Source organism: Agromyces sp. SYSU T00194 (assembly GCF_040496035.1).
GTDB classification, from domain to species: Bacteria; Actinomycetota; Actinomycetes; order Actinomycetales; family Microbacteriaceae; genus Agromyces; species Agromyces chitinivorans.
In genome coordinates this window covers 1,288,997-1,304,521 of the sequence record NZ_JBEPJZ010000001.1, presented here as the reverse complement: position 1 = coordinate 1,304,521, position 15,525 = coordinate 1,288,997, and the positions used below count along the sequence as shown (strand labels likewise).

At 72.4% G+C, this 15,525-nt stretch carries 17 protein-coding genes; 10 read left to right on the top strand and 7 right to left on the bottom strand.

Annotated features, from left to right (window positions below; all coding sequences use genetic code 11):
• Window positions 1-24: 24 nt before the first annotated feature.
• Entirely contained in the window at window positions 25-1,590 is a 1,566-nt protein-coding gene (locus ABZK10_RS06095; protein ID WP_353808288.1) for an arylsulfatase, read from the bottom strand.
• 158 nt (window positions 1,591-1,748) lie between these two features.
• Here ABZK10_RS06095 and ABZK10_RS06090 point away from each other — a divergent pair, with 158 nt between their 5' ends.
• The 9 genes from ABZK10_RS06090 to ABZK10_RS06050 all read left to right on the top strand — a co-directional run bounded on the left by ABZK10_RS06090 (window position 1,749) and on the right by ABZK10_RS06050 (window position 8,634).
• A complete protein-coding gene (locus ABZK10_RS06090) occupies window positions 1,749-2,213 on the top strand; it encodes a MarR family winged helix-turn-helix transcriptional regulator (protein WP_353808287.1) in 465 nt (154 codons plus the stop codon).
• A 13-nt stretch (window positions 2,214-2,226) separates the two neighbouring features.
• Entirely contained in the window at window positions 2,227-3,207 is a 981-nt protein-coding gene (locus ABZK10_RS06085) for a VOC family protein (protein ID WP_353808285.1), read from the top strand.
• Between the two features lies 1 nt (window position 3,208).
• A complete protein-coding gene (locus tag ABZK10_RS06080) occupies window positions 3,209-4,687 on the top strand; it encodes an NAD-dependent succinate-semialdehyde dehydrogenase (protein WP_353808284.1) in 1,479 nt (492 codons plus the stop codon).
• A gap of 20 nt (window positions 4,688-4,707) precedes the next feature.
• Window positions 4,708-5,514, top strand: coding sequence for a fumarylacetoacetate hydrolase family protein (locus tag ABZK10_RS06075; RefSeq protein WP_353808283.1), 807 nt, complete (start codon window positions 4,708-4,710; stop codon window positions 5,512-5,514).
• Window positions 5,511-5,960: a VOC family protein gene (locus ABZK10_RS06070; protein WP_353808282.1), complete on the top strand. Its 450-nt coding sequence runs from the start codon at window positions 5,511-5,513 to the stop codon at window positions 5,958-5,960. Before ABZK10_RS06075 ends, ABZK10_RS06070 begins: the two co-directional genes overlap by 4 nt.
• 70 nt (window positions 5,961-6,030) lie before the next feature.
• Window positions 6,031-6,816: an alpha/beta fold hydrolase gene (locus ABZK10_RS06065; protein WP_353808281.1), complete on the top strand. Its 786-nt coding sequence runs from the start codon at window positions 6,031-6,033 to the stop codon at window positions 6,814-6,816.
• The gene (locus tag ABZK10_RS06060; protein ID WP_353808280.1) at window positions 6,816-7,280 is read left to right on the top strand and encodes a GlcG/HbpS family heme-binding protein; all 465 of its coding nucleotides are present in this window, start codon (window positions 6,816-6,818) and stop codon (window positions 7,278-7,280) included. Before ABZK10_RS06065 ends, ABZK10_RS06060 begins: the two co-directional genes overlap by 1 nt.
• 14 nt (window positions 7,281-7,294) lie before the next feature.
• Window positions 7,295-8,350, top strand: a complete 1,056-nt coding sequence (locus ABZK10_RS06055) for a hypothetical protein (protein WP_353808279.1) — start codon at window positions 7,295-7,297, stop codon at window positions 8,348-8,350.
• Window positions 8,347-8,634, top strand: a complete 288-nt coding sequence (locus ABZK10_RS06050; protein WP_353808278.1) for a putative quinol monooxygenase — start codon at window positions 8,347-8,349, stop codon at window positions 8,632-8,634. Before ABZK10_RS06055 ends, ABZK10_RS06050 begins: the two co-directional genes overlap by 4 nt.
• A 115-nt stretch (window positions 8,635-8,749) precedes the next feature.
• On the opposite strand, the gene ABZK10_RS06045 is transcribed toward ABZK10_RS06050, so the two are convergent.
• The 3 genes from ABZK10_RS06045 to ABZK10_RS06035 are packed head-to-tail and all read right to left on the bottom strand — an operon-like array spanning window position 8,750 to window position 11,857.
• Window positions 8,750-9,196 (bottom strand): flavodoxin domain-containing protein, encoded by a 447-nt coding sequence (locus ABZK10_RS06045; protein ID WP_353808277.1) that lies wholly within the window; start codon window positions 9,194-9,196, stop codon window positions 8,750-8,752.
• Window positions 9,197-9,200: 4 nt separating this feature from the next.
• Window positions 9,201-10,409, bottom strand: a complete 1,209-nt coding sequence (gene lhgO, locus ABZK10_RS06040; protein ID WP_353808276.1) for an L-2-hydroxyglutarate oxidase — start codon at window positions 10,407-10,409, stop codon at window positions 9,201-9,203.
• Window positions 10,409-11,857: an aldehyde dehydrogenase family protein gene (locus ABZK10_RS06035; RefSeq protein WP_353808275.1), complete on the bottom strand. Its 1,449-nt coding sequence runs from the start codon at window positions 11,855-11,857 to the stop codon at window positions 10,409-10,411. The genes lhgO and ABZK10_RS06035 overlap by 1 nt, the downstream gene beginning before the upstream one ends.
• A gap of 167 nt (window positions 11,858-12,024) precedes the next feature.
• Between ABZK10_RS06035 and ABZK10_RS06030 the strand changes: the two genes are divergently transcribed.
• The gene (locus ABZK10_RS06030; protein WP_353808274.1) at window positions 12,025-12,405 is read left to right on the top strand and encodes a DUF1304 domain-containing protein; all 381 of its coding nucleotides are present in this window, start codon (window positions 12,025-12,027) and stop codon (window positions 12,403-12,405) included.
• Between the two features lie 34 nt (window positions 12,406-12,439).
• Here the strand turns inward: ABZK10_RS06030 and ABZK10_RS06025 are convergent, their stop codons facing one another.
• The 3 genes from ABZK10_RS06025 to hemB all read right to left on the bottom strand — a co-directional run bounded on the left by ABZK10_RS06025 (window position 12,440) and on the right by hemB (window position 15,334).
• Complete coding sequence (locus ABZK10_RS06025; RefSeq protein ID WP_353808273.1) at window positions 12,440-12,808, bottom strand: hypothetical protein; 369 nt, start codon at window positions 12,806-12,808, stop codon at window positions 12,440-12,442.
• 145 nt (window positions 12,809-12,953) lie between these two features.
• Complete coding sequence (gene hemL / locus ABZK10_RS06020) at window positions 12,954-14,339, bottom strand: glutamate-1-semialdehyde 2,1-aminomutase (RefSeq protein WP_353808271.1); 1,386 nt, start codon at window positions 14,337-14,339, stop codon at window positions 12,954-12,956.
• Complete coding sequence (gene hemB, locus ABZK10_RS06015) at window positions 14,336-15,334, bottom strand: porphobilinogen synthase (protein ID WP_353808270.1); 999 nt, start codon at window positions 15,332-15,334, stop codon at window positions 14,336-14,338. Before hemB ends, hemL begins: the two co-directional genes overlap by 4 nt.
• Between the last annotated feature and the right edge of the window lie 191 nt (window positions 15,335-15,525).

Here is a 15,525-nt window from a genome sequence, read left to right as displayed (position 1 = left end):
GCGGCGGCGCCCGGGGGCATCCGATCAGCTCTGCGCCTGCCAGCGCGGGAGGCCGCGCGCCTCGTAGAGGTCCTGGAGCTCGGAGAACGGGACGACCCCGTGGGTGTCGGCCCACTCCTGCCACTGCGCGGCGAGCGAGGCGACGAGCTCCGGATTCCGGGCGGCCAGGTCGTCCAGCTCCGCGCGATCGACCTCGAGGTCGTAGAGCTCCCACGGCGAGCCGTACTCGCGGGCGAGCTTGTGGCGGCCGACGCGGATCGCCGCATTGCCGATGTGCTCCCAGAACAGGGGGCGGTCGGATGCCTCGCCGCCGCGCAGCACGTCGAGCACGTCCGTGCCCGCGACCTCCTCGGGGGCATCCGCGCCCGTCGCCGTGGCGATGGTCGGGAGCAGGTCGATCACATGGGTCGGCGCGTGCACGAGCGAGCCCTCCGGGATGCCGCCGGCCGGCCACGACGCGATCAGCGGCGCCGCGATGCCCCCCTCGTGCACCCACTTCTTGTACCGCCGGAACGGCGTGTTCGACAGGTTCGCCCACGGGCGCCCGTAGCTCGTGAAGGTGTCATCGCGACCGGGCTCGATCGACGGGGCGTTGCCGATCGAGACGTCGCGTCCGTCGCGGGTGGTGGCCGGCGTGACGTGCGGGGAGAGGAACCGCCCCACCCGCAGCTCCTCGGCCTCCGCCCCGTTGTCGGAGAGGAACAGCACGAGGGTGTCGTCGAGCGCGCCGCGGGCCTCGAGGTCGTCGAGCAGCCGCCCGATGCCGCGATCCATCGCCGTCACCTGGGCGGCGAAGACCTCCATGCGGCGCTGCTGCCACTCGCGGTCGTCGGCGTCGTCCCACGCAGGCTCCTCGGGGTCGCGCGGCGACGCGGGGAACGGGGCGGGGAACAACCCGAGCTCGGCCTGGCGGCGCTCGCGCGCCTCGCGCGCGGCATCCCACCCCGCGGCGTAGCGGCCCCGGTGCGCGGCGATGTCGGCCTCGGGCGCCTGCAGCGGCCAGTGCGGCGCGGTGTACGCGAGGTACAGGAAGTAGGGCCGCTGCTCGCGCGCGGCGCGGTCGACGACCTCGAGCGCGTGGTCGGTGAGCGCGTCGGTGAGGTAGAAGGCGTCGTCGGCCGGCACGTCGAACGGTTCCTCGCCGCGGATGAACGCCTTCGGGCCGAAGTAGCTGGTGGCACCGCCCATGATGGCGAAGACGTCCTCGAACCCGCGTCGGGTCGGCCAGGTCTCGTTCGGTTCGCGCACGTCGGCGGAGAGGTGCCACTTGCCGGTGAGGCTCGTGAGGTAGCCGGCATCGGCGAGCACGGTGGCGAGGGTGGGCACGCCGGGGTCGAGCGAACCGCGGTACCCGACCGTGCGCGTGAGCACGCCGATGCCGACCTCGTGCGAGTGTCGGCCGGTGAGCAGCGACGCGCGCGTGGGGCTGCACCGCGGGGTCGTGGTGAAGCTCGTCATCCGCACGCCCCGCTCCGCGAGCCGGTCGAGGTGCGGGGTGGGGATCTCCCCGCCGTAGGACGCGAGGTCGGAGAACCCGAGGTCGTCGGCGAGGATCACGATGACGTCGGGGCGGGTGGTCGGTTCGGGCACGGCACTCCTTCGGGCGTTGCAGTCCGTCCCAGTGTCGGTCGGGCGAGAGTGCATGCGGCGCAAGCATTGCCGACGCCCGGCGTCCGCCGTGCCGCTTGCCGAGGTCGCGATCGCGACATACGATTATGAATCGATAACCATCTCGGCGAGGAGGCCCCATGGACGACACCGGTGTCGACGCGACGTTCGTCGAACTCGCGGCGGTCGCCAACGACATCGTCCGCGAGATGCGCGTGCGCAGTGCCGCGGCCGGCTCGGATGCCCCGCTCACGCAGAACCTCAGCCAGATCATGAGCTGCGTGCACGGCGCGCCCGGCAGCACGCCGTCGCAGATCGCCACCCGCACGGGCCTCCAGCGCGCCAACGTCAGCACCGCCCTCAAGGAGCTGCGCGAGCGCGGCTTCGTCGAGTCCGTGCCCGACGAGCACGACCGCCGCGTCGTGCGCATCTTCTCGACCCGCGCCGCCGACGACACCCTCGCCTCGCTCCGCGCCGGCTGGGCCGGAGTGCTCGCCGAGGCGTGGGACGGCGACCCCGACGCGCTCGCCCGCGCGACCCGCACCCTCACCGCCCTGCGCGACCGGCTGACCGCCGGCGCCGACCTCCCCCTCCCCACCCGCTGAAAGGCAGCCCACCATGGCGATCGAGCGCATCGAGTCCGTCACGTACGGCGTCGACGACATCGACGAGTGCGTGCGCTTCTTCATCGACTTCGGGCTCGCCCTCCGCGAGCAGTCCGCCCAGCGGGCGGTGCTCACCACCCAGGTCGGGCAGACCGTGGTGCTGCGGCCCATGGACGACCCCGACCTGCCCGCGTCGGTCGAGCCGGGCAACCCCGGCATCCGCGAGGTCGTCTGGGGCGTCGACTCGCAGGAGGCCCTGGACGCACTCGTGGCCGACCTGCGCACCGATCGCGACGTCACGGTCGACGCCGACGGCATCGCGCACACCGTCGACGAGACCGGCTACGGCGTGGGCCTCGCGGTGACCGAGCCCGAGCACCTCGACTTCGACGTGCGGAAGTACAACAGCCGCGGCCGCGTGGAGCGCTGGAACGCGTCGCACACGGCCATCCCCCGCGTCCGCCCGATCCGCATCTGCCACGTCGCGCTGAACATCCCCAAGGAGGGTCGCTGGGAAGCGACGCACTTCTACACCGACCGCCTGAACTTCCGCGCCACCGACATCGTCAAGCCCATGGGCGTGTTCATGCAGATCGAGGGCGACGACGACCAGCACAACTTCCTGCTCTGCCACCGGCCCGACCGCGCCGGCACCAACCACACGTCGTACGAGGTCTCGGGCTTCGACGACGTGATCGAGGGCGGCAACCACATGATCGAGAAGGGCTGGCGGGAGGCCCGGCGCCTGGGACGCCACACGGTCGGGTCCAACGTCTTCCGCTTCGTGCACTGCCCCGCCGGCGGCCGCGTCGAGTACGCCGCCGACATGGACCGGGTCGACGACAGCTACGGCCCCAACGTGCACGAGACCACCCCGCCGCACCACATCTGGGTGCTCGAGACCAACCGCGACGCCGAGCGCGGCACCTTCCCCGGCCGAGAGGGCGTGCACGAGCCCTCGGCACCCGAGACAGCCACTACGCGAGGACACTGACATGACGCTCATCGAGCCCACCACCCGCAGCCGCGCCGCCGAGGCCTACTCGGCCGCCAGACTGGGCCTCTACATCGACGGCGAGTGGCGCGAGGGCGCCGCCGGCCGCAGCTTCGAGGTGCTGAACCCCGCGACCGACGAGGTCGTCGGGCACGTGGCGCGCGCCGAGGCGAGCGACATCGACGACGCGCTGGCCGCCGCCGAGCGGGCCTTCCCGCTCTGGCGCGACACCTCCCCGTTCGAGAAGAGCCGCATCCTCATGCGGGCCGTCGCGCTGCTGCGCGAGCGCGCCGAGCGCATCGGCGAGCTCATGGCGATCGAGCAGGGCAAGCCGCTCGAGGCCGCCGTCACCGAGGTGCGCCGCGTCTCGGGCACGCTCGAGTGGTGCGCGCAGGAGACCCGCCGCATCTACGGCCGGGTCATCCCCGCCGACATCGACACCGACCTCACGGTGCGCTACGAGCCGGTGGGCGTCGTCGGCGCGATCGTGCCGTGGAACTTCCCCGCCGGCTCGCCCATGCGCAAGATGTCGGCCGCGATCGCCGCCGGCTGCGCCCTGGTCATCAAGGCCTCGCAGGAGGTGCCCGCGACCGCCTGCGCGCTCGCGGAGGTCTTCCACGACGCCGGACTCCCGAAGGGCGTGCTCAACCTCGTCTTCGGCCGCGGCGCCGAGACCGCCGAGCGCCTCATCGACGCCCCGCAGACGCGCCTCATCGCCTTCACCGGCTCGGTGCCCGTCGGCAAGGAGCTGAACGCGCGCGCCGGCGCCCTCATGAAGCCGACGATCATGGAGCTCGGCGGCCACGCCCCCGTGATCATCGCGGCCGACGCCGACCCGGTGCAGGCCGCCCGCCGCACCTCCGCCGCGAAGTGGGCGAACGCGGGCCAGGTCTGCACCTCCCCGAGCCGCATCTTCGTGCACGAGTCGATCGCCGAGCCGTTCATCGCCGAGATGGTGCGCCTCGCCTCCGAGCTCGTGGTCGGCGACCCGCTCGAGGCCGAGACCACGATGGGCTCGCTCATCAACGCCAAGCGCGTCGAGTCGACCGAGCACCTCGTGCAGGACGCCGTCGCGCACGGCGCGACCGTCGCGTTCGGCGGCACCCGCCTCGGCGAGCGCGGCCAGTTCTACGCGCCCACGGTGCTGACGAACGTGCCGCTCGACGCCGAGGTCATGCGCGAGGAGCCGTTCGGCCCGATCGCGCCGATCACGACCTTCACCGACGTCGAGGAGGCGATCCGCATCGCGAACTCGCTGCCGTTCGGCCTGGCCGCCTACGGCTTCACCGAGTCGGCGTCGACCGCCGACATCCTCGCACGCGGGTTCGAGGCCGGCATCCTCTCCATCAACCACTGCGGCGGCTCGGTCACCGAGGCGCCGTCGGGCGGGTTCAAGGAGAGCGGCATCGGCCGCGAGTCGGGCCCCGAGGGCGTGCAGGCGTACCTCCAGACCAAGCGCGTCAGCCACAGGCTGCGCTGAGCGGGAGGGTCGACGAACACATGCGGTACGCACGGTGCGCGATCGACGAGCGCGAGACGTTCGTGCAGGTCGTCGGCGACGAGGTCGTCGAGATCTCGGATGCCCCGTGGCGCACGCACCTGCGCGGAGCGCGGCATCCGCTCGCCTCGGTTCGCCTGCTGCCGCCCGTGGTGCCGCCGACCTTCTACGCCGCCGGGTTCAACTACCGGGCGCACAACCGCCACCACGCCGAGCTCGGGTACGACCCGGTGCAGGTCGGCGACCGCCCGCAGGTGGGCTATCGCGCGCAGAGCGCCCTCGCGGCGCACGGCGACGACATCGTCAAGCACGCGGGCATCGAGGGCCGGTTCGAGACCGAGGCCGAGGTCGTCGCCGTGATCGGGCGCACGCTCACGCGGGCGACCCGGGCGCAGGCGGCGGACGCGGTCTTCGGGTGGACGATCGGCAACGACGTGAGCGCCCGCCAGTGGCAGCACGGCGACCGCACGTTCTACCGGGCGAAGAACTCCGACACGTTCAAGCCCATGGGTCCGTGGATCGAGACCGAGGTCGACCCGCTCGCGTCGACCACGACCGTGCGCCGCAACGGCGAGGTCGACGCGTCGTTCGCGACCGGCGACATGATCTTCGACCCGTACGACTTCATCGTCGAGATGACGAGGACCATCACGCTCCATCCCGGCGACGTGCTGTGGATGGGCGCGGACGGCAACACCCAGATGTCCGTGGGCGATGTCATCGACATCGAGATCACGGGCATCGGCACACTCACCAACACCGTCGTCGGCGCCCCCGACGGCACCGACCAGGAAGGACCAGCAGCATGAGCATCACCGACAGCGCTCCGAAGCACGTCGAGCAGGGCTTCGCGCTCCCCGAGCCGAAGTTCGACGACCAGGGCCGCAGCATCGAGCCCAAGTACATCCACCACGTGAACTTCCCGACGACCAACGTCGACCGCACCGTCGAGTGGTACTCGAAGGTGTTCGGACTCAAGCGCGTCATGCCGAAGTCCAACACCCGCGTCGTCCTCATGACCAAGGGACGCTTCGACCTGCACTTCACGCCGGTCGAGGAGATGGACCGCATGGCGCCGTACCACTTCGCGGTCGAGGTCGAGGACTGGGAGGGCTTCATGGGCCACCTCGACAGCCTCGGCATCCGCCACACGCGCGAGGTCGAGCGCCCCGAGAACCAGTCGAAGTTCTGCTACATCCACGACCCCGACCACACGATGATCGAGCTCGTCTTCCACGGCAAGCGCCCGGCGTAGCCCGCGCCGCCACGACCCCACCCGACCACGGGTGCGCCCCGGCGCGCCCGAAGCACAGCAAGGACGCTTCATGCCCAGAGTCGACAACGACGGCACATCCATTTACTACGAGGTGCACGGCGAGGGCTCGCCCATCGTGTTCGTGCACGGTTCCGGCGGCCACCACGCGGCGTGGTGGCAGCAGGTCGTCGCGCTGCGCGACACGCACGCGGTCGTCACCCTCGACCTGCGCGGGTTCGGCAACTCCGACTCCGACGAGACCTACGACAGCCGGAACTTCCCCGGCGACATCGTCGCGGTGCTCGAGGACGCGGACCTCACCGACGCCGTGCTCGTGGGCCAGTCGATCGGCGCGGCCGCCGCGCTGAAGGCCGCGCTGCGGGTGCCCGAGCGCGTCCGCGGCGTGGTGCTCGCCCACTCGCTCGGCGGCATCGACGCGCCGGAGGTCACGCCGCTGGTGCGCGCCGACCGGGCCGAGGCCGAGAAGCTCCCGGTGATCGACCGGCTCCTCACGCCGGCGTTCCGGGCGGAGCAGCCCGCGAAGACGTTCCTGTTCACGCAGCAGGGCACCTTCAACCGGGCGCGCATGCAGGACCTGCGGAACCTCGCGACCGACGGCCCGACCGTCGCCGACATCACGGCCGCCGGCATCCGCGTGGCCTTCCTCGCCGGCGAGCGGGACGCCGTGATCAGCCCCGCGACGGTGACCGCGGCGCACGAGCTCCTGCCGGGCTCGCTGCTCGAGGTCGTGCCGGGTGCGCCGCACTCCATGTACTGGGAGGCCCCCGAGCTGTTCAACACCGCAGTCGAACAACTGGTCGACGCCCTCGCGCGTCAGAAGGAGGAGGTGGCCTGATGGCCGACGTCATGCAGGAAGGCGCAGAGGCGATCATGGCGATCGCCGAGCGCGAGGCGTTGCGCCTCGGCAAGGGGCTCTCGATCGCGGTCGTGGACTCGGGCGGGTTCATCGTGAGCATCCGCCGCTTCGACGGCGCACGCCCGATGACCCCCATGATCGCGCTGTCGAAGGCCTACACGTCGGCCGTGATGCAGCGCCCCAGCGCCATGCTGAAGCCGTGGTCGAACTCCGACCCGGCGTTCTTCAGCCAGGTCTCGACCATGGGCCACTTCCCGATCGTCGCGACCGGAGGCGGCGTCACCCTGAAGCGCGACGGCGAGTTCCTCGGCGGCGTGGGCGTCTCGGGCGGCACTCCGCAGGAGGACGAGCAGCTCGCCCAGGCCATCCTGGCCGAGCTCGAGTACGACACCGACTTCGCCGAGTGGGCGGGCGCCAAGCAGGCCGCCCCCGGCACCGACTGAGAGAGGCGCCGACGATGGCGAACTACTACGCGTACCGGATCGACAACCACGGCGACGACATCCGGCCCAACGACCTCCAGCGTGCACGGAAGGCGCAGCGAGCCGGCGAGATCTCCGCCGATGAGCTGCGCCAGGCGGAGGACGAGGCGATCATCGGCTGGGTGAAGGCCCAGCGCCACCTCACCCTCTCGTGCCTCACCGACGGCGGCTTCCGCAACGGCGACTACCGCAGCCCGGTGCTGCACTCGGTGTCGGGCTTCACGCGCGACCCCGACCGCATGGGTCCCGGTGGCTTCGGCAGCTGGTACGTCGAGGCGCCGCTCAAGCTGACGAAGCCGATCGCCGCCGACGATGCGACCTTCATGCTCGAGCAGACCGGGTTCCCGGTGAAGGTGAAGCTGCCCTCGGCCGCCCACCTCGCCGCGCAGTGCTACGACGAGGTGAAGACGGTGCGGGCATACCCGGGCGCGGCCGCCCTGGGCGACGCCATCGCCGAGCTGCTGCACGACGAGATCGAGCACCTGTTCGAGCTCGGCGTGAAGTTCGTGCAGCTCGACAACCCCGACTACTCGGCGTACCTCGTCGGTGGCGGCAGCGACCTGCTGACCTTCGACGAAGCCGTGGGCATCGACCAGGCCGTGGTCGCAGGGCTGGAGCGCGAGGAGGACCAGAAGGTCGGACTCACGATCGGCTGGGGCGACGACCTCGACGGAACGGTCGACCTCGACCGCGTGCAGCGCCTGTTCGGCACCGACTACGACAAGTTCACCGTGCCGTACCACAACGAGGCGGCCGTGGCGCAGGACCTCCCGCGCCACGTGCCCGAGGGCAAGCAGGTCGGCATCGGCATCGTCGACAGCACCGTCGCCGAGCTCGAGGACATCGACACGGTGGTCCGTCGCATCGAGGGCGTCGTCGACGTGCACGACTACGACCGCATCGGGCTGCTGCCCCAGAAGGGCTTCCAGCAGGCGCACTACCTGCCCGCGGCGCTGACGATCGAGCAGCAGCGCAAGAAGCTCGAGCACGTCGAGACCTTCGCCACCATGATCTGGGGGAACGAGGCATGAGCGCACCGGTCACCGTGGTGGCACGCCTGCACCCCGCCGCCGAGTCCCTCGAGCAGGCCACCGCGGCCGTGCGGACGGCCCTCGCCGGCATCCGCGCCGAGGACGGATGCCTCCAGTACGACCCGCACCTCGCCGACGACGGCTCGTTCGTCATCGTCGAGCGCTGGGCGTCGCGGGAGGCACTCGCGGCGCACAACACCGGCGCGCCCGTGCAGGTGCTGCGCGACGGGCTCGCCGGCCTCACGACCGCGCCGGCCGACGTGACGATCGCCGAAGCGCTCTGACCGCGAGGTCCACCCGCACCGAAGCCCGGCGCCGCCCACGAGGGGATCACGGCGCCGGGCTTCCGCCTGCCCCGGACCGTGCATCATCCGGCCGGTGCGTGCCCGGCGGTGACGCTCAGGCGTCGAGCGCGGCGAGCACGTCGTGCGCCCACTCGACGCCCAGCGGGCCCGGATCCTTGCGCGACAGCTCGTCGTGCGCACCGAACGGCCCGACGCGCTCCGCGCCCAGACCGGCGAGCAGCTCGTCGAACTGCTTCGCGCCGCGGTTGTAGCGTTCGCCGTACGACGAGTCCCCGAGTCCGAACATCGCGTAGCGAACGCCCGACAGGTCGGGCCGCAGGTCGAGCAGGTCGTCGTGCAGGAACTGCGCGAACCCGGGCAGTTCGCCCCCGCCGTGCGTCGCGCACGCGATGAGGTACAGCGTGTCGGGTGCGAACACGTCGGTCCCCGCATCCGCCATGTTGACCGCCTCGACCTCATGGCCGTCGAGCGCCGTCCGGATCGCGAAGGCGACCTCCTCGGCATGGCCCGACTCGGTCCCGAACAGCGCGGTGATCTTCATGCGTCTAGTCTGCGACCGCGTGCTCGCCCAGGTAGTGCTCGACGACGTACTCGGCGATCGCGATCGAACTCGTCGCTGCGGGCGACGGCGCGTTGCGGAGCAGGGTCACCGGGCCCACCCGATCGACCGCGAAGTCGTCGAGCAGCTCGCCCGCACGCCCCCACGCCTGCGCACGCACACCGGCACCCGACTTGTGCGTGAGGTCGCCCATGGTGAGCTCGGGCACGAACCGACGGGCCTTGCGGAACCACAACGGCTTGATGAGCGAACTCGAGATCTCGTCGACGCCCATGCGCCAGTGCTGCTTCGCGAGCGGCCAGGCACCGGGCCAGCGCAGCGACTCCCAGGTGTCCTTCGCCGACCACTGCAGCCAGTTGTAGCCCTCGCGGCGCAGCGCCGGCACGGCGTTCGGGCCGACGTGCACGTTGTCGTACACGCCGCGCGTGAAGTGCACGCCGAGGAACGGGAAGCGCGGGTCGGGCACGGGGTAGATCATGCCGTTCACGAGGTCGGTGCGCTCGGACGCGAGCTCCCAGTACTCCCCGCGGAACGGCAGGATCTTCGGCGACGGGTCGCCGCCGACGAGCTTGGCGACGACGTCGGACTGCAGGCCCGCACACACGATCAGGCGGTCGAAGACGTCCTCGGAGACCGGGGTGACGACGCGCACGCGACCCTGCTCGACGGCGAGGTCGGTGACCTCGTGACCGAGGCGGATGCTGCCGCCCGCCGCCCGCACGTCCTGCGCCATGGCCTCCGTGATCGACGCGTAGTCGACGACCGCGGTGTGCGGCGAGTGCACGGCCGCGACGCCGGCGACGTGCGGCTCGATCTCGCGGAGGCGTGCCACGTCGTCGATGCGGGTGAGGTCGGGCACGCCGTTCTCGATCGAGCGTCGCTCGATCTCGGCGAGTGCGTCGAGCTCGGTCTCGTCGACGGCGACCACGAGCTTGCCGACCTCGCGGTAGGGCAGGCCCTTCTCGAGGCAGAAGTCACGCATCGACGCGCGCCCCGCGGCGCAGAGCGTGGCCTTCAGGGAACCCGGCTTGTAGTACAGGCCGGCGTGCACGACGCCGGAGTTGTGGCCCGTCTGATGCTCGGCGAGGCGGGCCTCCTTCTCGAACACCGTCACCTCGTCGCCGCGCTGCGCGAGGGCGCGCGCGAGGGCGATGCCGACGATGCCGCCGCCGACGATGCCGGTGCTGCCCGCCATCAGTGGGTCCGCACGGCAGCGGTCTTCACCCGCGTGTAGAACCGGAGCGCCTCGGTGCCCTGCTCCTTGAACGGCGAGCCCGACTCCTTGAAGCCGCCGAAGGCGTGATGGATGTCCCAGCCGCTCGTCGGCTGGTTGACCGAGACCTGCCCCGTGTCGACCGCGTCGACGAACCGGAACGCGGCGTCGAGGCTGCGCGTGAAGACGGCGCTCGATAGACCGTAGGCGGAGTCGTTGACCGCGGCGACGGCCTCGTCGATCGAGTCGACGACGAGCATGGTGAGCACCGGACCGAAGACCTCCTCGCGCCACAGGCTGTTGCCGCGCTCCGCGGTGACGAGCAGGGGCTCGACGAAGCATCCCGATTCGAGCAGCCCCGGGTCGACCGGTGCCCGCCCGACCACCTCGGCACCCTCGTCGAGCCCGGCGGCGACCCGCCGGCGGATGTCCTCCTGGGCGGTGCGACTCACGACCGGGCCCATGTCGGTGCCGTCGGCCCCGCCCGCGCCCACCCGCAGCCGCTCGATCGCCTCGGCGAGGCGCGTACGCACCTCGTCGGCGACCGGGCGTTCGACGATGAGGCGGCTCGTCGCGGTGCAGCGCTGGCCGGCCTGGCCGAAGCTGCCGGCGACGAGCACGGGCACCGCGAGGTCGAGGTCGGCGTCGGCGAGCACGACGGCCGCGTTCTTGCCGCCCATCTCGGTCTGCACGCGCACGCCGCGACCGGCCATCGAGCGCTGGAGCGCCAGCCCCACCTCGGTCGACCCGGTGAACGACACGGCGGCGATCCGCGGGTCGGCGACGAGCGCGTCGCCGATCTGCGAGCCGCGGCCGGTGACCGTGCCGAGCGCACCGGCGGGCAGGCCCGCGCGGTGCAGGATCTCGGCGAGGCGCAGCGTGATCAACGGCGTCTCGGTCGCGGGCTTGATGACCACGGCGTTGCCGGAGATGAGCGCCGGTGCGAGCTTGCGCGCCGGGGTCAGCAGCGGGTCGTTCCACGGCGTGATCAGCACGACCACGCCGACCGGCTCCCGGGTCTGCATGGCGAAGGTGCCGGGGCGGGCGTCGGGCACGAGCTCGCCGAACGGCTGGCGGCCGAGCCCGCCGTAGTACTCGAAGAACTCCGCCGACTTCGCCACCTCGATGGTGGCCTCGGCGCGGGTCTTGCCCATCTCTGCGACGATCAGCTCCGCGAGGTCGGCGGCCTCCGCGCGGATCAGGCCGGCCGCGTCGAGCAGGATGCGACCTCGCGCGAGCGGCCCCGCGGCGCGCCACGTGCGCGCACCCGCCTCGGCGGCGTCGAACACCGCGCCGAGGTCCTCCGCCGTCAGCGCGGGCACCGCGCCCACGATGGCGCCGTCGGCGGGATTCGTGACGTCGATCGAGGCACCGGGCGCCGCATCGACGAACTCACCCCCGATCAGATTCGGCAGCGTGCTCGTCGTCATCGATGACCTCCTGGTGCTCGGGCGTGCGCGCGCGGGCACGTGCACCCCACCAGCATGAGGTCCGCCCGCGACGACGACAATGCACCGACGCGCACGCATTGCTTGCCGGGAATTCACGTGCGGGCCGCTCACCCCCCGACGGGGAGGTCCGGGACTACGCTGGCGCCATGGCCGTCATCGCGAGCATCGTCGTCGCCCTCGCCGCCCTGCTGCACGGGTACATCTTCGTGCTCGAGAGCGTGCGCTGGTCGAAGCCGTCGACCTGGCGCATCTTCGGCGTGCGCAGCCAGGAGGATGCCGACACGCTGCGCCCGATGGCCTACAACCAGGGCTTCTACAACCTCTTCCTGGGCATGGGCGCGGGGCTCGGCCTCGTCCTCTACTGGGTCGGGCTCGTCGAGGCGGGGGTCGCGCTCGCGCTGTTCACGACCGCATGCATGGTGCTCGCGGCGACCGTGCTGGTGACCTCGGGGCGCGGCTACGTGCGGCCCGCGCTGGTGCAGGGCACGCTGCCGCTGATCGGGTTCGTGCTGTTCCTGTTCGCCTGACGGGCGAGCGGATGCCCCGCCGGGGCGGAGCGGGCTACTCCTCGGGCGTCGCCGCGTCGGCGAGCTTCAGCGACTCGATGAGCTCGGCCGCGCGGTTCGTGCTGACGACGAGCCGCGAGTAGTCCTCGCCGTCGACGTCGAGCACCACGGCCTGGCGCTTGCCCTTGACCAGCACGAAGTCGATGCCGCCGTGCGACTTCCACTCCCCGACCGCGACGACGAGCGGCACGACCGAGCCGCGGTGGCGGATGCCGCGCACCCAGATCCAGGGGTCGTCGGTGATGATCGCCGAGCGGATGTCCTCGCGCTGGACCACCACGTCGGACCGCCGGAAGGCGAGCGACTTCTCCGCGGCGGTGAGCTGCAGCTCGAGCCGATCGGAGTGGACGCGGAGGTTGGCCATGCATCCAGTGTGCCCGACACGTATGCCGGGCAGGGTATCGGACGCGCACAAACCACGGATGCGCGGACTGGACGAATCCACGAGCGCGGCCGCTCGCGGAGGGCGGACGCCCGGCCCCGCCCTCCGCGCGGTCAGCCGGCGGGGGTCAGCCGGCGGGGGTCGCGGCAGCAGCCGCCTTCGCCGCGGCGGGCAGCGCCTGGACGATGCGGTCGATCACGCGCTCGTCGTGCGCTGCGGTGACGAACCACGCCTCGAAGACCGACGGCGGCAGCGAGACGCCCGCGTCGAGCATGGCGTGGAAGAACGGGGCGTACCGCCACGCCTCCTGACGCTGCACGCCCGCGTAGTCGCGCACGCCGTCGGCGACCTCCGACCCGAAGGCGAAGCTGAAGAGGTTGCCCGCGCGCTGCACCGCGTGGGCGACGCCCTCGGCGGCGAGGTGCCGCGAGACCTCGCTCGAGATGACGGATGCCGCCTCGTCGAGCCGCGCGTACACGTCGTCGTCGGCGGCGCGCAGCGTGGCGAGGCCGGCGGCGACCGCGACCGGGTTCCCCGACAGCGTGCCGGCCTGGTAGACCGGGCCGGTCGGCGCGAGCAGCTCCATGACGTCGGCGCGGCCGCCGAGCGCGGCGACCGGCATGCCGCCGCCGATGACCTTGCCGAAGGTCATGAGGTCGGGCAGGTACTGGTCGGATGCGGGGGCGAAGACCGACTGCCCGTCGGTGGCGTTCTCGAGCCCCCACCAGCCGGCGGGCGAGACGCGGAACCCGGTGAGCACCTCGTCGGAGATGACGAGCGCGCCGTGCCGGTGCGCCAGCTCGATGAGCGCCGCGTTGAAGCCCGGGTCGGGCGGCACGACGCCCATGTTGGCGGCGGCGGCCTCGGTGATGACCGCGGCGATGCGGTCGCCGTGCGCGGCGAACGCCGCGCGCACGGCCTCGAGGTCGTTGTAGGGCAGCACGAGGGTGAGCGCCGTGATATCGGCGGGCACGCCGGCGGAGGCGGGCAGCGCGAAGGTCGCGAGGCCCGAGCCGGCCTCTGCGAGCAGCCCGTCGGAGTGGCCGTGGTAGTGGCCGGCGAACTTCACGATCACGTCGCGACCGGTGAATCCGCGCGCGAGGCGGATGGCGCTCATGGTCGCCTCGGTGCCGGTCGAGACCAGGCGCAGGCGCTCGACGGGCGACACGCGCTCCTCGACGAGCTCGGCCAGCTCGGTCTCCACGGGGGTGGATGCACCGAACGAGAGGCCGCGGCTCGCGGCATCCTGCACCGCCTCGATCACCCGCGGGTCGGCGTGGCCGAGGATCGCGGGCCCCCACCCGGCGACCAGGTCGACGTACTCGCGGCCCTCGACGTCGGTCACGGTCGCGCCGCGCGCCGCGACGAGGAAGCGCGGGGTGCCGCCGACGGAGCCGTACGCGCGCACGGGCGAGTTCACGCCGCCCGGGATCGCCCGGCGGGCGCGGTCGAACAGCTCGGCGTTGACGTCGGGCGCGGCAACGGCGGCCGGGTCGGTGGTGAGGTCGGTCATGCGGTGTCTCCTGCGGTGATCCATGCGGCGAGCTCGGTCGCCCAGTAGGTGAGCACGGCGTCGGCGCCGGCGCGGCGGATGCCGAGCACCGACTCCGCGACGGCGCGGCGCCGGTCGATCCAGCCGTGGGCCGCAGCCGCCTCGATCATCGCGTACTCGCCCGACACCTGGTACGCCCAGACGGGCACCTCGCTGGTCGCGGCGACGTCGGCGAGCACGTCGAGGTAGGTGCCGGCGGGCTTGACCATGACGATGTCGGCGCCCTCGTCGATGTCGAGCGCGGCCTCGCGCGCGCCCTCGCGGCGGTTCGCGGGGTCGAGCTGGTAGGTGCGTCGGTCGCCGTCGAGCGTCGACTCGACCGCATCGCGGAACGGGCCGTAGAACGCCGACGCGTACTTGCCCGAGTACGCGAGCAGCGCCGTGTCGGTGTGGCCCTCGGCGTCGAGCGCCTCGCGCACCGCGGCGACCTGGCCGTCCATCATGCCGGAGAGGCCGAGCAGCTGGGATCCGGCGCGCGCCTGCTCCACGCCCATCTCGGCGTAGCGCTCGAGGGTGGCGTCGTTGTCGACGACGCCGCGATCGTCGAGCAGGCCGCAGTGACCGTGATCGGTGAACTCGTCGAGGCACAGGTCGGTCTGCACGACGAGCGCGTCGCCGGCCTCCTCGCGCACGACGCGGGTGGCGACGTTCAGGATGCCGTCGGGGTCGGTCGCGCCCGAGCCGCGCGCGTCGCGCACCTCCGGCACGCCGAACAGCATCACGCCGCCGACGCCGGCCGCCGCGGCATCCGCCACGACCCCGCGCACCGAGTCGAGGCTGTGCTGCATGACGCCCGGCATCGAGGCGATCGGCATCGGCTCGGCGAGCCCCTCGCGCACGAACAGCGGCAGCACGAGGTCGGCCGGGTGCAGGCGGGTCTCCGCGACGAGCCGGCGGAAGGCCGGGCTCTGGCGGAGGCGCCGGGGACGGATGCGGGGGGCGGGCGCAGCACTCACCCGACCAGCCTACGCGGGCGCCGCTCCACGTCCGCCGGGAGCCCGCGCGCCCCCGTCCGCCCGCGGGGGGGGGTGGCGCTTTTCAGGAATACCCGCGCGGCCGGCGGTGGAATCCGGCACCTCCGCTCCGATCACGGCTGGAATGTGCCGGATCCCGCCGCGCCGGCGCCGGATTCCACCGCGCCGCGCGC

Excerpts from the sequence above, each read along its gene's own strand:
- ABZK10_RS06090 (WP_353808287.1), top strand. The coding sequence starts at position 1,749 with ATGGACGACACCGGTGTCGACGCGACGTTCGTCGAACTCGCGGCGGTC.
- ABZK10_RS06085 (WP_353808285.1), top strand. The coding sequence starts at position 2,227 with ATGGCGATCGAGCGCATCGAGTCCGTCACGTACGGCGTCGACGACATC.
- ABZK10_RS06080 (WP_353808284.1), top strand. The coding sequence starts at position 3,209 with ATGACGCTCATCGAGCCCACCACCCGCAGCCGCGCCGCCGAGGCCTAC.
- ABZK10_RS06075 (WP_353808283.1), top strand. The coding sequence starts at position 4,708 with ATGCGGTACGCACGGTGCGCGATCGACGAGCGCGAGACGTTCGTGCAG.
- ABZK10_RS06070 (WP_353808282.1), top strand. The coding sequence starts at position 5,511 with ATGAGCATCACCGACAGCGCTCCGAAGCACGTCGAGCAGGGCTTCGCG.
- ABZK10_RS06065 (WP_353808281.1), top strand. The coding sequence starts at position 6,031 with ATGCCCAGAGTCGACAACGACGGCACATCCATTTACTACGAGGTGCAC.
- ABZK10_RS06060 (WP_353808280.1), top strand. The coding sequence starts at position 6,816 with ATGGCCGACGTCATGCAGGAAGGCGCAGAGGCGATCATGGCGATCGCC.
- ABZK10_RS06055 (WP_353808279.1), top strand. The coding sequence starts at position 7,295 with ATGGCGAACTACTACGCGTACCGGATCGACAACCACGGCGACGACATC.
- ABZK10_RS06050 (WP_353808278.1), top strand. The coding sequence starts at position 8,347 with ATGAGCGCACCGGTCACCGTGGTGGCACGCCTGCACCCCGCCGCCGAG.
- ABZK10_RS06045 (WP_353808277.1), bottom strand. The coding sequence starts at position 9,196 with ATGAAGATCACCGCGCTGTTCGGGACCGAGTCGGGCCATGCCGAGGAG.
- lhgO (WP_353808276.1), bottom strand. The coding sequence starts at position 10,409 with ATGGCGGGCAGCACCGGCATCGTCGGCGGCGGCATCGTCGGCATCGCC.
- ABZK10_RS06035 (WP_353808275.1), bottom strand. The coding sequence starts at position 11,857 with ATGACGACGAGCACGCTGCCGAATCTGATCGGGGGTGAGTTCGTCGAT.
- ABZK10_RS06030 (WP_353808274.1), top strand. The coding sequence starts at position 12,025 with ATGGCCGTCATCGCGAGCATCGTCGTCGCCCTCGCCGCCCTGCTGCAC.
- ABZK10_RS06025 (WP_353808273.1), bottom strand. The coding sequence starts at position 12,808 with ATGGCCAACCTCCGCGTCCACTCCGATCGGCTCGAGCTGCAGCTCACC.
- hemL (WP_353808271.1), bottom strand. The coding sequence starts at position 14,339 with ATGACCGACCTCACCACCGACCCGGCCGCCGTTGCCGCGCCCGACGTC.